Consider the following 14,697-nt stretch of genomic DNA (forward strand, 5'->3'; position numbering starts at 1 on the left):
AATTGATTGTATAAAAAGGATTATTTGAGTTGCATCAACCATGGTCTTCCTGCGCCATCGACAAATAGACGATGGTCAGAACCATGAAGATAAACGCCTGCAAAGTGATGATCAGGATGTGGAAGATTGCCCAAGGCACGGACAGGATCCACTGTGACCACCAGGGTAACAAACCCGCAATCAGGATGAAGATCAGTTCGCCAGCATACATGTTGCCGAACAGTCGCAGACCCAATGAAACAGGCTTGGAAATCAACGTGACGGTTTCAAGGATGAAGTTAACCGGGATGGCAGCAGGGTGATTGAAAGGCTGAAGCGTCAGCTCCTTCACGAACCCGCTGATACCCTTGACCTTGATGCTGTAGTACAGGATCAAGAAGAACACGCCCAAAGCCATGGACATGGTGATGTTAACGTCAGCAGAGGGAACCACACGCAGATAGGGAACACCCATCAACTGTGCAGCGTGAGGGATAAAGTCAACGGGGATCAGGTCCATGAAGTTCATCAGGAAGATCCACACGAACACCGTCAGGGCCAAAGGTGCGATGACCTTGTTGCGACCATGAAAGATGTCCTTGACGTTACCATTCACAAACTCGACCAGCATCTCCACAAAGCACTGCAGCTTACCGGGCACACCGCTGGTGGCCTTGACGGCAACCTTGCGGAACAACCAGATAAACAGGGCGCCTAGCACGACGGAAAATATCATGGAATCGATATTCACCGTCCAGAACCCGGACCCTACCTGCAGGTGGGTCAGGTGGTGGGAGATATATCCCTGAGGAGTCAGGACTTCTCCGGTTGCAGACATGAGTTTTCCTAATAGTGGTTGTTAAGCGTGAATGAAACTATCCACTGTACAACGAGGGCGAGGATATAAGTGGCGAAGAACGAGGCGGTGTCGACCTCAATCCCGGCGCCAAACAGCAGGGCGAAAAGTCCTGTTGTAGTAATGAGCTTAATCCCTGCCCCACCATAAAAGTCCCGCAAAACCAGGCCTACGCTCTCTTTCGTCACCTTGCGGCGCAGAACCCAGAGCGTGAACAGGGCTTGAGGAACCCAGTACATCCCCCCTCCGTAGAGAGAGGATTGTCCGGCGAACTCTCCCGCCTGATAAAACCAGACGGTGGCGATCGCCAGGATCAGGACCAGCTGACAAACGAGCATAGCCAAGGCCAGCGTCAAACCTTCCAAGGCTATTTTCTGCTTCACCAACCTACCCCTGAACATTACAGAACTGTAAAAAATCGGGATCCGAAGACCCCAGGTTCACAGCTCGAAAAGCCGGTCAAATTATACCCGTGAAGACGGCTATTGCAACATGGCAAAAATCCTTAATTTTTGCGGCTTTCCGCGCGAAATTAAGGTTATGTTCATATCGAAAGTAATGGATGTTTTATTACTACAAAAAGCGTAAAAATCACGATTCTGACAGGCCAAAATAGCCCAATACCCGGTCCAAATCTGCCAAGTTATCGTAACTTATTACTAACTTGCCGCTATCTTTCTTGCCCGGCTGAAGTTGCACCTGATTGCCAATTTTTTCAGAAATCTGGCGCTCGAGATAACCAAACTGGGGATCACGGACGGGTTCAACCCTGGTTTTTGCCGGTTCCAGTGCTTTTTGCACCAGCTTCTCGGTATCTCGCACTGTCAGCCCCTTCTGGGCCACCAGTTTGGCCAGCTCTGACTGGGCCTGGCCGCTCAGGGCCAGCAGGGCACGGGCATGCCCCATGTCGAGGTCGCCGTGCTCCACGAAGCGCTTCACGTCCTCGTTGAGCTGGTTGAGACGCAGCAGGTTGGTGACCGTGGTGCGGGACTTGCCCACCGCCTCGGCAACCTGCTGGTGAGTCAGTTCGAACTCCGTCAGCAGGCGCTGTAGGGCGACGGCCTCCTCGATGGCGTTGAGATCTTCACGCTGGATGTTCTCGATAAGTGCGATGGCGACGGCCGCCTCGTCGGCGACATCCTTGACCAGGCAGGGCACCACTTCGAGACGGGCCAGCTGGGAGGCGCGCCAGCGGCGTTCACCAGCAATGATTTCGAAACGGTTTTCACCGATGGAGCGAACCACTATGGGCTGGATCACCCCTTGTGCACGGATGGAGTTGGCCAACTCCTCCAGCGCATCCTGGGACATATCCTTGCGCGGTTGGTATTTGCCGGACTGCAGCCACTCCACCGGCAGCTTGCGCAATTCCCCCTGATTGGTCGGGGCCATGGCCTGTTCGGTGCGCTGGTCGCTCATCACCTGTTTCTGGCGGGCGGCCGTGCTGGTGCTGAGCAGGGCGTCCAGCCCCTTGCCCAGCCCACGTTTCTTCGGCGTCATATGCTCTCTCGATCTGCGGTGAGCGGCTGGGACTCCTGCTCCTGGCGGCGCAGGATCTCGCCAGCCAGGGCCAGATAGGCCTTGGCCCCCACCGATGATTTGTCATAGTGCATGGCTGGCGCGCCAAAGCTCGGCGCCTCCGCCAGTCTTACGTTGCGGGGAATGATGGTGCGATAGACCCTGTCCCCGAAATGCTGTTTCAGCTGATCGGACACATCATTGGCCAGCCGGTTGCGATGATCGAACATGGTGCGCAGCACCCCTTCGATCTTCAGCTCCGGATTGACCACGGCTGCCAGCTTGCTGATGGTGTCCACCAGGGCGGTCAGCCCTTCCAGCGCATAGTATTCGCACTGCATGGGCACCAGCACGGAGTCGGCGGCGGCCATGGCATTCACCGTCAGCATGTTGAGAGAAGGCGGGCAGTCGATGAAGACGTAGTCGTACTTGTCCCTGACCGAGGCCAGGGCGTTGCGCAGGCGGATCTCGCGGGCAAAAAACTCCATCAGGCGGATTTCTGCCGCGGTCACGTCGGCATTGGCGGCAATCAGGTGATAGCCTCCCGAGGTTTCGGGGATGATCACCTCGCCGATGGGGGCATCTTCGATCAGCAGTTCATAGGCGGTGCGCTCGACATCGTACTTGTCGACGCCACTGCCCATGGTGGCATTGCCCTGCGGATCCAGATCGATCACCAGCACCTTGCGCCGGGTAGCGGCCATGGAGGCGGCCAGATTCACACAGGTGGTGGTTTTACCCACTCCACCCTTCTGGTTGGCTATGGCAATGACTTTTCCCACACTGTCCCCTAAATGAATGCGGCGGCCCTATTCGGGCTGGATGGCTTTAAACTCCAGCAGATGGCGTTCGCCTTCCAGTTCCGGCACCACCAGCTTGTGGGTGGCAACCAGACGAATGCTGTCAGGCAACTGTGCCAGCTCCTGCTCGGGGTATTGTCCCTTGAGCGCCAGGAAGCTGCCCTCGGGTGACGGCAGATGATGACACCAGCTCAGCATGTCCTCCAGGGAGGCGAAAGCCCGGCTCAGTACACCATCAAATCCGGTCTCGGGTTGATACTCCTCCACCCGGGATTTGACGGGGGTCACATTGGTCAACCCCAGTTCCAGGATCACCTGGCGGATGAAGTTGATCCGCTTGCCCAGGCTGTCGAGCAGCACGAACTGTTTGTCCGGATTGATGATGGCCAGCGGTAGTCCGGGCAGACCCGGACCCGTTCCCACATCGATGAAGCGTTCACCGTGCAGGTGAGGGCTCACCACCAGGCTGTCGAGGATATGCTTGACCAGCATGGCGTCCGGATCTCGCACCGAGGTGAGATTGTAAGCCTTGTTCCACTTGTGCAGCAACTCGACCAACTGCACCAACTGGGTCTTCTGGGTTTCGGTGATAACAATTCCGGCCTGCATGAGCAGGCCGTTCAATCTTTCCAACATGTTGTCCAACGGGGAATTCCTCAGGCGGTTTTACGCAGCAGGCCGTGTTTCTTCAGGTGCACCAGCAAGATGGAGATGGCGGCAGGGGTGATGCCGGAGATGCGGGACGCCTGACCAATGGTCTCTGGCTTGGCATCGTTGAGCTTGGCGATCACCTCGTTGGAGAGACCGTTCACGTCGCGGTAGTTCATGTCCAGCGGCAGCAGGGTGTTTTCGTTGCGCAGCTGTTTCTCCACCTCGTCGTGCTGACGCTCGATATAACCGGCGTACTTGATCTGGATCTCCACCTGATCCGCGGCAGCCGCATCGGTCAATGCAGGCCCTACACCCTCGATGGCCATCAGGGCATTGTAGGTCACCTCGGGGCGACGCAGCAGCTCTTCCAGGCTCTGCTCCCGGGTCAGGGGAGTATTGACCAGGGCGTTGACGGCCTCCAGAGACGGATGCTGCGGGTGGATCCAGGTCGAGCGCATACGCTGACGTTCCTGCTCCACCTGTTCCACCTTGGCATTGAACAGGCTCCAGCGATGATCGTCCACCAGACCCAGCTCGCGGCCGATGGCGGTCAGGCGCAGATCCGCATTGTCTTCCCGCAGCAGCAGGCGATATTCGGCACGGCTGGTGAACATGCGATAGGGTTCGCGGGTCCCCAGTGTGGAGAGATCGTCCATCATCACGCCCATGTAGGCCTGATCCCGGCGTGGGTGCCAGGCTTCCTTGCCCTGGGCGCGCAAGCCCGCGTTCAGACCGGCCATCAGGCCCTGGGCAGCGGCCTCTTCATAGCCGGTGGTGCCGTTGATCTGGCCGGCGAAGAAGAGGTTCTCGATGCACTTGCTCTCCATGTTGGCCTTGAGATCCCGCGGATCGAAGAAATCGTACTCGATGGCGTAGCCAGGGCGAGTGATATGGGCATTCTCGAAACCACGGATCGAGCGGACGATCTGCACCTGCACGTCGAACGGCAGGCTGGTGGAGATCCCGTTCGGGTAGAGTTCGTGGGTGGTCAGGCCTTCCGGTTCGACAAAGATCTGATGCGCCGTCTTGTCGGCAAAGCGGGTGATCTTGTCCTCGATCGACGGGCAGTAGCGCGGGCCTATCCCCTCGATCACTCCGGCGTACATGGGGCTGCGATCCAGGTTGTTGCGGATCACCTCGTGGGTCTGCTCATTGGTATGGGTCACGTAGCAAGGCATCTGGCGGGGATGCTGGCTGGCGTTGCCGATGAAGGAGAAGACCGGGCGAGGATCATCACCATGTTGCTGCTGCATCACGGAAAAATCGACGGTGCGTGCATCGATGCGTGGTGGCGTGCCGGTTTTGAGGCGATCGATGCGCAGCGGCATTTCACGCAGGCGCTGGGCGAGGGCAATCGAGGGAGGATCCCCGGCGCGACCTCCTTTGTAGTTCTCCATGCCGATGTGGATCAGACCATTGAGGAAGGTGCCAACGGTCAGTACGACCGTCTTGCCGCTGATGCGGATCCCGCTCTGGGTAACGACCCCGGCGACGCGATCCCCGTCCATGACCAGATCGTCGCAGGCCTGCTGGAAGATCTTCAGGTTCGGGTAGTTCTCCAGTGTCTGACGCACCACAGCCTTGTACAGCAGGCGATCCGCCTGGGCACGGGTAGCCCGCACCGCAGGGCCCTTGGAGGAGTTGAGCGTGCGGAACTGGATCCCGCCGAGATCGATGGCCTGCGCCATGATCCCGCCAAGGGCGTCGACTTCCTTGACCAGGTGTCCCTTGCCGATCCCGCCGATCGCCGGATTGCAGGACATATGCCCCAGCGTATCTATGTTGTGGGTGAGCAACAGGGTATTGAGACCCATGCGGGCTGCCGCTGTTGCTGCTTCGGTTCCTGCATGACCGCCACCGACGACGATCACATCAAATTGTTCATGGTATTGCATTGGGGATCACCTTGATCTGCACGCCTGAAGATCTTTGTTTGCCTGGTCTGAAGGGCGGATCATTCTATCTGTTTAGCATCCGGAGGGGAACGTCTACTTCAGGATCAGTATGGATCAGGGATCGGTTAAATAGATCTTAAGGATCTTTAGATCGATCTTTTATTGGATCTTTTATTAGGATCCGCGACTTCTGTTGATAAGGCATTTTTGATCATAAAGATCATTCGGTTAAGGTCGATCGCTGCTTGTGGAAAAGCTTGGATCCAGAGGGGGCGAACGGGGGGATAACATGGGTTTTTATACACAGATACATGGTCGACAAGATCTAATACATGAATAACTATAGGTTTTGCAGAGCTTAGCACCTAAGTTATACACAATTATCCGAGCTCATGTGGGGAGCTCTCGGGAAAAACTTATCCGGATCCACCTGTTAATAACCTGGTGGATAGGGATCTGGGGATAACCAGGGAGATCGGGGGTCGTGACCGGATCTCCCTGGCCCTGATCAGCCGATCAAGGTCATCCAGTCGTGGATCCAGGTTTCTGCGGCATCTTCGGGGATCTCGTGCTGGGTCACGTCTATTTCCAGGAGATCCCCCAGTCGGCTGGCACCGCACCCGGCCAGCAGCCGATCCAGCGTCTTGCCGCCCTGGCAGAAGGTGTCATAGCTGCGATCCCCCAGGGCGATCACTCCGTACTTGAAGGCGGCGAGATCCGGCTGCTGTTCGGCAAGATCCCGGGCAAAGGGCTGCAGATTGTCGGGTACGTCCCCCGCTCCATGGGTGGAAGTGACCACCAGCACGATGGCTTCTGGCTCGGTCAGGATCCTGGCCAGGCTGGCGGGGTTGTGGATCTCCGCCTGGTGGCCCGCCTGTTCAAGCAGGCCGACCACATGATCTGCGACATATTCGGAGGCCCCCAGCATGGAGCCGACGACGAGGTTGAGTTTGGCCATGGAATGGATCCTGATGTCATCGAAAAAGTGAAGAGCGGGGATCTTACCGCCAAAGCATGTGGATAAATATGGATAAAGCTTGGGGATAAGGATCCTGTCCACTTTGTTGCAGCCAAAACCGGCCTCGTGGCCACTGTGCCGCCTTCTTTCCGCCTGTTGCGACCTCATCGCACCTTTCGTTGTCAAACGACACTTTAAAACATTAATTAACAATGAAGATGCAAATGATTAGCAATTATTGAATCGATTCGATCACGGCACCTGTAGTAGCATGGCGCTGCTTTATTCGCCTGAGGCGCCGGGCTGACCGGTCCAATTGGGCACCCATAATAAGAAATCAAACATAACTTATTGATATTTGAGACACTTATATGATTGCGCAAAAAAATACCCCGAATGCCGTGATGCGAAAGAGAGGCGCACAGCTGCTGCCGCTCTCCTGTCTGCTGGCGTCCCTGCCCGTGTTGGCGGCGGAACAGGCGGATAAAGAGTTGCCCAAGGCGGGCGAAACCATGGTCGTGACCGGGACCGCCATGAAGGTCGAGGTCCCCATGGCAGAGACCCCCCGTGCCGTTTCCGTGGTCAATCGCGAAGAGCTGGACCAGCACGCCGTACTCAAGCTAGACGAGTCCCTGCGCTATCGCTCCGGCGTCCTGTCCCAGTCCTATGGTTCGGACACGGATGCTGACTGGTTCAAGGTGCGTGGCTTCGATGCGGCTTCTTACCTGGATGGCAACCGCCTGTTCAGCACCGGTTACTATGTCTGGACCCCGGAGCCCTTCGGCCTTGAGAGCGTGGAAGTGCTCAAAGGCCCGGCCTCCATTCTGTATGGCGAAGCCCCTCCCGGAGGCGTCATCAACGCCATCAGCAAGCGTCCGACCGCGACCCCGCAGGGACTGGTGAACCTGCAACTGGGCAACCGGGATCTGCGCCAGGTCGGGGTGGATGTCTCCGACACCCTTACCGACAACAGCCGTTATCGTCTGGTGGCCCTCTACAACGAGCGGGACGGCGTGCTGGATGGCACCTACAACGAGCGCGCCTATCTGGCGCCGAGCGTGACCCTGGATATTTCGGATCGCACCACGCTGACGCTGCTCTCCAGCTTCAAGCATGATGAAGGGGTGCCGACCAACGGCTTCTTCCCGGTCTATGGCACCCTGAATACCTCCGGCGGCCAGATCGATCCCTCCACCAACCTGAGCCAGCCGGATTACGATCGCAATCGCAATACCCAGATCTCCGCCGGGTACGAGCTGGCCCACCAGCTCAACCAGACCTGGGAGTTCAAGCAGAACGTTCGCTTCAACTACAACGATCTGCTGCTGCGCCAGACCTATATCTTCCCGACCTATGAAGGCACCACCGCCTACCGCGGCCTGGTCTACCGGGATGGGGATACCAAGAGCGCCACCATGGACAACCAGATGGTGGGTTACTGGAACACCGACAGCACGGAGCAGACCCTGTTGCTGGGGGTGGATCTGCAGCGCCATGTGAATGAAGGTCAGGAAGCCGACAACTATGGCATGGGCGCCATCAACACCATGAACCCGAATTACAGCGGTTTCCCCGGTTTTGATGAATCCACCGCGACCCACCAGAAGAGCACCAAGGGCCAGAGCGGCCTCTATGCCCAGCACCAGATCCGCTGGGATGATCGCTGGCTGCTGACCGCGGGCGGTCGTTTCGACTACGTGGAAACCCACAACATCAGCGAAGCCAAGAGCAAGAACGAGAAACAGTACGACGACAACCTCTCTCTCTCCGGCAGCCTGATGTACCTGGCCGACAACGGTCTCTCCCCTTACTTCGCCTATGCGGAATCCTTCGAAGTGCTGCCGGGGATAGACCCCAACACCGGCAATTCCTACAAGCCGCTGGAAGGCAAGCTCTACGAGACCGGGGTCAAGTACGCACCCAGCTTCCTCGATGGCTACATCAACCTGGCGCTGTTCGATCTGGAGCAGACCAACTCCCTGGTCTCTACCGGCTCCGGCCAGCAGACCCAGGCCGGTGAAGTGACCTCCCAGGGGGTCGAGCTGGAAGGAAGCGTGCATGCCACCGAGGCGTTGCGCCTGACCGCTGCATATACCTATACCGATGCCAAGACCAACGACACCGGCAACGGCGATCGTCGTGCGAGCCTGATCCCGCGCCACCAGGCCTCCTTCTGGGGCAACTACAAGGTGCAGCAGGGCCCGGTATCCGGTCTTGAGCTGGGTTCCGGCGTGCGCTATGTGGGTTCCAGCGTCGGCATCGGCGCGGTGAATGCGGACTACACCCCCATCTATGGTTCCGCCCAGGTACCTGCACACACCGTATGGGATGCGATGATCGGGTATGACTTTGCCAAGAACTGGCGTGCCCAGATCAACGTCAACAACCTGCTGAACGACACCTATGTGGCGAGCTGCGACTACTACTGCTACTACGGCGAGCCGCGCAGCATAGTCGGCACCGTCAACTACCGCTGGTAAGCGACAGGCCGGGCGGGGGCGAAGGCTCCCGCCCTCCTTCCATTCATCTACAGGCCTGTCATGGAACTCTTGTCACTGGTTTATCGCCAATACCGTTGGCCCTTCATCGCCATTACCCTGCTCAGCCTGCTGAGTGCTGTCAGCGGGATAGGCGTCATTGCCTTCATCAATCAATCACTTATCGAATCAGTCGGGGATCCGCTGCCGATCCTGGGTCAGCTTGTCGGCCTTGTCTTGCTGTTGCTGGTGATCACGCTCGGATCCCAACTTGCCCTGACCACCCTGGGTCACCATTTCGTCTACCGGTTGCGTGGCCGCCTGCTCAAGCAACTGCTGGATACCGACGTCGCCCGTCTGCGTCAAATAGGGCAGGGGCCGCTCCTGGCCTCCCTTTCCAGCGACATCGGTCAGATCACCATCGCCTTCGTGCGCCTGCCGGAACTGGTACAGGGTCTGGTGCTCACCCTGGGCTCCATCATCTACCTTGGCCTGCTCTCTCCCGCCTTGCTCGGTGTTACCGCCCTCTGGGTCACCGTGACCATGGTGGTGGGCTGGCTGCTGGTGAACCGGGTCTATCGCCACCTGGCGCACATGCGCCAGGCCGAAGACAGGCTCTACCAGAACTACCAGTCCATCATCGCCGGGTGCAAGGAGCTGGCGCTCAACCGCGAGCGTGCCCACTTCGTCTACCACCAGCTCTATGAGCAGAATGCCCGGGACTACCGGGAGCAGATCATCCGCGCCGATACCTACCACCTGAGCGCGGTGAACTGGTCGAACATCATGATGCTGGGTGCCATCGGCCTGGTCTTCTTCCTGGCCAACGGGCTGGGCTGGGCCAACACCAATGTGGCCGCCACCTTCGCCCTGACCCTGTTGTTCCTGCGCACTCCCTTGCTGCAAGGCATCGGAGCCCTGCCGACCCTGATCGCCGCCCAGGTGGCGTTCGACAAGATAGCTGCCCTCAATCTGGCAGAGCCGGACGAAGCGTTCCCGTTGCCGCCTGCGTCTCGCCCCTGGCAGCGCATCGAGCTGGATCAGGTGAGCTTTCACTACCAGGGGGAGGGCGGTTTCTCCGTGGGCCCCATCAATCTGGTGATCGAGCGGGGGGAGCAGATATTCCTCATCGGTGGCAATGGCTCCGGCAAGTCGACCCTGGCCATGCTGCTGACCGGGCTCTATCAACCGGTCTCTGGCCGGATCCTGCTGGATGGGGAGCCGGTCACCGATCGCAACGGCTATCTGGGGCTCTTCTCCGCCATCTTCACCGACTACCACCTGTTCCAGCATTTGCTGGGGCCCGAGCCGAAAGAGGCGCTGGTCGCCGAGTGGCTTGAGCGGTTGCAGATGGGCAGCAAGCTTGCCATCGAGGATGGCTTCATCGCCGATATCGACCTCTCCCAGGGCCAGCGCAAGCGGGTCGCCCTGCTGCTGGCCCTGGCAGAGCAGCGGGAGGTGATGCTGTTCGACGAGTGGGCCGCGGATCAGGATCCCCAGTTCCGCCGCATCTTCTATCAGGTGCTGTTGCCGCGTCTCAAGGAGATGGGCAAGACGGTGATCGCCATCAGCCACGACGATCACTACTTCTCTCTGGCCGATCGCCTGCTGGAGATGCGCCAGGGCCGCCTCACCGAACTGACCGGCGAGCAGCGCGAGCAGGTGAGCCGGGATGCGGTCGCCCATCTGGATGGCAAGGTGCCGGCCTGATGCTGGCACCGATGAGACTGGCAGCAAGCCAGCACAGGAATTGCTTATGTTCGAGATGAAATCCGCCAGCTTCGCGGTCAATGACCGCACGCTGCTGCACCCCACCAGCCTTCGCTTCGAGCAAGGTCGGGTCTATGGCCTCATCGGCCACAACGGGTCGGGCAAATCGACCCTGATCAAGCTGCTGGCGCGCCAGCAACCCCACAGCGGCGGGGAGATCCTGTTCGATGACCAGCCGTTGTCTGCCTGGGGCAACCGGGAGTTTGCCCGTCAGGTGGCCTATCTGCCCCAGCACCTGCCGAGTGCCGAAAACCTGCTCGGCCGCGAACTGGTGGAGATGGGGCGCTACCCCTGGCGCGGCCTGCTGGGCCGGATGGGAGCGGAAGATCACCGTCAGGTGGAACGGGCCATCGCCCTGACCCACACCGAACGCTTTGCCGATCGGCTGGTGGATACCCTCTCCGGCGGTGAGCGGGGGCGAGTCTGGCTCGCCATGCTGCTGGCTCAGGAGAGCCGTTTCATCCTGCTGGACGAGCCGCTGGCCGCCCTGGACGTGGCCCATCAGGTGGAGGTGCTCACGCTCATCAAGCAGCTCAGCCGCCAGCTCAACCTCGGGGTCATCATAGTCATTCACGACATCAACATGGCCTCCCGTTTCTGCGATCGGCTGGTGGCGCTGCACTCCGGCCGTCTGCTGACCCACGGCGAGCCCGAACAGATCATGACAGGGGAGACCCTGAACGCCATCTATGGCATCCCCATGGAGGTCATTCGCCATCCGGCCCATGACCACGCCATCGCTATCGTCTGACCGGGGGCCGCTCTTGAACCGTTTATTGAAGATGGCGCCCTGTCTGCTCAGTCTGCTGCTGCCCCTGGCAGGGGAGGCCGGGCAGCTTGTCACCGCCACCAGCGCCACGCCCCGCATCGCCACCGTCGACTGGACCATAGCCGAAACCCTGCTGGCGCTCGGAGTGACACCGATGGCGGTGGGGGATGTGGCCCCCTATCGCGCCTGGGTCGGTGAACCCCAGCTTCCTGCCGGGGTGATCGATATCGGGCTGCGTGCCCAACCCAACCGGGAACTGCTGGCGGAGCTCAAACCGGATCTTATTCTCATCTCGCCGCTGGCGGCCCCCTTGGCGCCGACCCTCTCCCGCATCGCGCCGGTGCACTCCATCGCCCTGTATGAACCTGGCACCGATCTGTGGCAGCGACTGCGGGAAGCGACCCTGACCATAGCCGCCCTGGTCAACAAAGAGGCGGAGGCCGAACGCCAGCTCGCCGCGCTGGAGCTGGATCTGGCACAGATGCAGGCGGCGCAGACCGCCGATCTGCTCCCCTTGCTGGTGGTGCAATTCATTGATGAGCGCCATGTGCGGGTGTTTGGCCGTGGCAGCCTGTTCGAGGCAGTGATGCAGCGCCTCGGCCTTCGCAACGCCTGGCAGGGAGAGACCAATGCCTGGGGATTCTCGGTCGCGAGCCTGGAGCAGTTTCTCGGGATGCCGGAGGCCAGGCTGGTGGTGGTGGACCCCGTGCCCGTAGGAGTTGGTGAAAAACTTCAGGAGCCTGGATTGTGGCAGCATCTCCCGCTGGTACAGAACAATCCGGTGATCCATCTGCCTGCGACATGGAGTTTTGGTGGCATATTGGCGGCCCGCCGCTTCGCCACCCTGCTGGACGGTGTCTTGCGGGAGCAGGCTGTCCACAGAGCAACCGGGGGATCAAATCAATGAGCTCTTCTCTTTCTTCGCCCCTGCTGCGCCCGGGTCTCTGCCTGTTGGTGCTGACACTGGGGCTGGCTTGCGCCGAGCTGGCGCGTCAACTGCCGGGGGCGCTCTGGTGGCAGGCCCTGTTCTCCCCCGAGCTGGACGATGCCCGCCAGGCGGTGGTCCATTTCAGCTGGCTGCCGCGCCTTGCCATTTGTCTGCTGGCCGGTGCCGCCCTCGGGCTCGCCGGTACCCTGATGCAGCAGGTGCTGCGCAATCCCCTGGCCTCGCCCACCACCCTGGGGGTGGCCTCCGGCGCCCAGCTGGCGCTGATGATGGTGACCCTGCTCGCCCCCTCCTGGCTGCTGATCGGGCGGGAGTGGATCGCCATGGCCGGGGGAAGCCTGGCCATGGGGCTGGTCTTCGCCCTGGCCTGGCGCCGTCAGCTCAATCCCGTGGTCATCGTCTTTGCAGGGCTGGTGATCAACCTCTATCTGGCCGCCATCAGCATGGGATTGCTGCTGTTCTTCCAGGAGGAGCTCAAAGGGTTGCTGGTGTGGGGGAGCGGATCTCTGGCCCAGAACAGCTGGAGCGGCGTCGGCTATCTGCTGCCACGGTTGCTGCTGGCCGCGATGCTGGCGGCGGTGCTGGTGCGCCCGCTGGCAGTGCTGGAGCTGGACGATGCCAGCGCTCGCAGCCTGGGGGTCTCTCTCAAGCACCTGAGATTCGCCGGCCTCGGCCTCGCGGTCTTCATCACCGCCTGCGTGGTGAGCGTGGTGGGGCTGATCGGTTTTATCGGGCTGGCGGCGCCCGCCATGGTGCGGCTGCTGGGGGTCAGAAAACTGGCCCAGCGGCTGCTGTGGGCGCCCATCCTCGGCGCCCTGTTGCTGGCGGCCACCGATCTGCTGCTGCAGACCCTGAGCCGGTTCTGGCCTGTGCTGATCCCGACCGGCGCCATGACGGCCCTGTTGGGGGCGCCGCTGCTGCTCTGGCTGATCCCGCGTCTTGGTATCAAGCAGAGTTCACCTAAGGCGAACTCCTCCCTGCAGTTGGCCCGCCATCCGGCGCCAACTCGCCTTGTCGGCCTGATGGTGTTGGGGCTGGCTGCGGCGGTGATCGCCTCCCTGTTGTTTGGGCAGGGAATGGGCGGCTGGGGCTGGCCGAGCTGGCTGCGGTGGCAGGCCCAGCTGGAGTGGCGCTTGCCGCGCACGCTGGCAGCGGGTGCCGCAGGCGTGTTGCTGGCGCTGGCTGGCACCTTGTTGCAGCGAGTCAGCAACAACCCCATGGCGAGCCCCGAACTGCTGGGGGTGAGCGGTGGCACCTTCATGGGGGTGATTGCGGCGGCCCTGTTGCTGCCCGCCTTGCCGCTGCCCATGATGCTGCTGGGGGGGCTGGTGGGCGCCTTCGCCTGCCTGTTGCTGCTGGTGCTTATCAACCGGCGCAACGGCTTCCAGCCGGAGCGGATACTGCTGTCTGGCATCGCCATCACGGCGCTGTTTGAGCCGTTGCAGGCCATCGCCCTGGCCAACGGCGACCTGCGGGTGCAGCAACTGCTCTCCTGGATGTCCGGCTCCACCTATTACGTCACCCAGCCGGTGGCCCTTGCCCTGGTGGTGTTGGCGCTGCTGATGCTGGCAGCCTGCCTGCTGGTGAGCCGCTGGCTCGATCTCATGCCCATGGGGCCGGCGGTAGCGACGGCTCTGGGGATCCATCTCGGCCGTGCCCAGCTCACCATCCTGCTGCTGGTGGCCGTGCTCACCGCCAGTGCCACCATGGTGATAGGCCCGCTCTCCTTTGCCGGTCTGCTGGCGCCGCACCTGGCCAGATTGATGGGGCTGGTGAGGGCGCGCTGGCACCTGCTCGGCGCCGCAGGCTGTGGCGCTTTGCTGATGGTGTCGGCGGACTGGATCGGCCAGCAGATCCTCTTTCCCCAGGAGGTGCCCGTCGGTCTGGTCTCCACCCTGTTAGGGGGCGCTTACTTCATGTGGTGCCTGCGCCGTCTCTAGGTTGATGGATGAAAAGCGCACAAAAAAAGCCCGGGATGAACCCCAATGCTGTTCACTTAAACGGAGCCGCATTGCGATTTACCGGAAAACGGGTCTTTGATATCTTCACCGCCCTGGGTCTCGATGGCCTGGGGCGTT

General features: G+C 60.5%; 12 protein-coding genes. 5 read left to right on the forward strand and 7 right to left on the reverse strand.

The window, feature by feature from the left end; genetic code table 11:
* Nucleotides 1–34 precede the first annotated feature (34 nt).
* From atpB to mioC, 7 genes are all read right to left on the reverse strand, one after another.
* A complete protein-coding gene (gene atpB, locus PG887_RS15805) occupies nucleotides 35–817 on the reverse strand; it encodes a F0F1 ATP synthase subunit A (protein WP_010672266.1) in 783 nt (260 codons plus the stop codon).
* 8 nt (nucleotides 818–825) lie between these two features.
* Nucleotides 826–1,236: an ATP synthase subunit I gene (locus PG887_RS15810; protein WP_010672267.1), complete on the reverse strand. Its 411-nt coding sequence runs from the start codon at nucleotides 1,234–1,236 to the stop codon at nucleotides 826–828.
* Nucleotides 1,237–1,426: 190 nt separating this feature from the next.
* A complete protein-coding gene (locus PG887_RS15815; RefSeq protein ID WP_010672268.1) occupies nucleotides 1,427–2,335 on the reverse strand; it encodes a ParB/RepB/Spo0J family partition protein in 909 nt (302 codons plus the stop codon).
* A complete protein-coding gene (locus tag PG887_RS15820) occupies nucleotides 2,332–3,135 on the reverse strand; it encodes a ParA family protein (RefSeq protein WP_104455019.1) in 804 nt (267 codons plus the stop codon). The genes PG887_RS15815 and PG887_RS15820 overlap by 4 nt, the downstream gene beginning before the upstream one ends.
* A 27-nt stretch (nucleotides 3,136–3,162) precedes the next feature.
* Nucleotides 3,163–3,789, reverse strand: a complete 627-nt coding sequence (gene rsmG, locus PG887_RS15825) for a 16S rRNA (guanine(527)-N(7))-methyltransferase RsmG (protein ID WP_041215794.1) — start codon at nucleotides 3,787–3,789, stop codon at nucleotides 3,163–3,165.
* Nucleotides 3,790–3,809: 20 nt separating this feature from the next.
* A complete protein-coding gene (gene mnmG, locus PG887_RS15830) occupies nucleotides 3,810–5,699 on the reverse strand; it encodes a tRNA uridine-5-carboxymethylaminomethyl(34) synthesis enzyme MnmG (protein WP_270822229.1) in 1,890 nt (629 codons plus the stop codon).
* Between the two features lie 508 nt (nucleotides 5,700–6,207).
* Nucleotides 6,208–6,657, reverse strand: coding sequence for an FMN-binding protein MioC (gene mioC / locus PG887_RS15835; RefSeq protein WP_039040628.1), 450 nt, complete (start codon nucleotides 6,655–6,657; stop codon nucleotides 6,208–6,210).
* A gap of 371 nt (nucleotides 6,658–7,028) precedes the next feature.
* On the opposite strand from mioC, the gene PG887_RS15840 reads away from it, so the two are divergent.
* The 5 genes from PG887_RS15840 to fhuB are packed head-to-tail and all read left to right on the forward strand — an operon-like array spanning nucleotide 7,029 to nucleotide 14,559.
* Nucleotides 7,029–9,137, forward strand: a complete 2,109-nt coding sequence (locus PG887_RS15840) for a TonB-dependent siderophore receptor (protein WP_270822231.1) — start codon at nucleotides 7,029–7,031, stop codon at nucleotides 9,135–9,137.
* A 60-nt stretch (nucleotides 9,138–9,197) separates the two neighbouring features.
* On the forward strand, nucleotides 9,198–10,844 hold the full coding sequence (locus PG887_RS15845; protein WP_270822233.1) for a multidrug ABC transporter permease/ATP-binding protein: 1,647 nt from the start codon (nucleotides 9,198–9,200) through the stop codon (nucleotides 10,842–10,844).
* Nucleotides 10,845–10,890: 46 nt separating this feature from the next.
* Nucleotides 10,891–11,655, forward strand: coding sequence for an ATP-binding cassette domain-containing protein (locus PG887_RS15850; protein ID WP_270822236.1), 765 nt, complete (start codon nucleotides 10,891–10,893; stop codon nucleotides 11,653–11,655).
* 31 nt (nucleotides 11,656–11,686) lie between these two features.
* Nucleotides 11,687–12,580 (forward strand): ABC transporter substrate-binding protein, encoded by an 894-nt coding sequence (locus PG887_RS15855; RefSeq protein WP_270822241.1) that lies wholly within the window; start codon nucleotides 11,687–11,689, stop codon nucleotides 12,578–12,580.
* Nucleotides 12,577–14,559, forward strand: coding sequence for a Fe(3+)-hydroxamate ABC transporter permease FhuB (gene fhuB / locus PG887_RS15860; protein ID WP_270822238.1), 1,983 nt, complete (start codon nucleotides 12,577–12,579; stop codon nucleotides 14,557–14,559). The genes PG887_RS15855 and fhuB overlap by 4 nt, the downstream gene beginning before the upstream one ends.
* Nucleotides 14,560–14,697 lie beyond the last annotated feature (138 nt).

This window comes from Aeromonas sp. QDB14 (assembly GCF_027707845.1).
GTDB lineage: Bacteria > Pseudomonadota > Gammaproteobacteria > Enterobacterales > Aeromonadaceae > Aeromonas > Aeromonas caviae.

Bases quoted from the DNA above. Each gene is read 5' to 3' on its own strand.
- atpB (WP_010672266.1), bottom strand. From the start codon at position 817: ATGTCTGCAACCGGAGAAGTCCTGACTCCTCAGGGATATATCTCCCAC.
- PG887_RS15810 (WP_010672267.1), bottom strand. From the start codon at position 1,236: ATGTTCAGGGGTAGGTTGGTGAAGCAGAAAATAGCCTTGGAAGGTTTG.
- PG887_RS15815 (WP_010672268.1), bottom strand. From the start codon at position 2,335: ATGACGCCGAAGAAACGTGGGCTGGGCAAGGGGCTGGACGCCCTGCTC.
- rsmG (WP_041215794.1), bottom strand. From the start codon at position 3,789: ATGTTGGAAAGATTGAACGGCCTGCTCATGCAGGCCGGAATTGTTATC.
- mnmG (WP_270822229.1), bottom strand. From the start codon at position 5,699: ATGCAATACCATGAACAATTTGATGTGATCGTCGTCGGTGGCGGTCAT.
- mioC (WP_039040628.1), bottom strand. From the start codon at position 6,657: ATGGCCAAACTCAACCTCGTCGTCGGCTCCATGCTGGGGGCCTCCGAA.
- PG887_RS15840 (WP_270822231.1), top strand. From the start codon at position 7,029: ATGATTGCGCAAAAAAATACCCCGAATGCCGTGATGCGAAAGAGAGGC.
- PG887_RS15845 (WP_270822233.1), top strand. From the start codon at position 9,198: ATGGAACTCTTGTCACTGGTTTATCGCCAATACCGTTGGCCCTTCATC.
- PG887_RS15850 (WP_270822236.1), top strand. From the start codon at position 10,891: ATGTTCGAGATGAAATCCGCCAGCTTCGCGGTCAATGACCGCACGCTG.
- PG887_RS15855 (WP_270822241.1), top strand. From the start codon at position 11,687: ATGGCGCCCTGTCTGCTCAGTCTGCTGCTGCCCCTGGCAGGGGAGGCC.
- fhuB (WP_270822238.1), top strand. From the start codon at position 12,577: ATGAGCTCTTCTCTTTCTTCGCCCCTGCTGCGCCCGGGTCTCTGCCTG.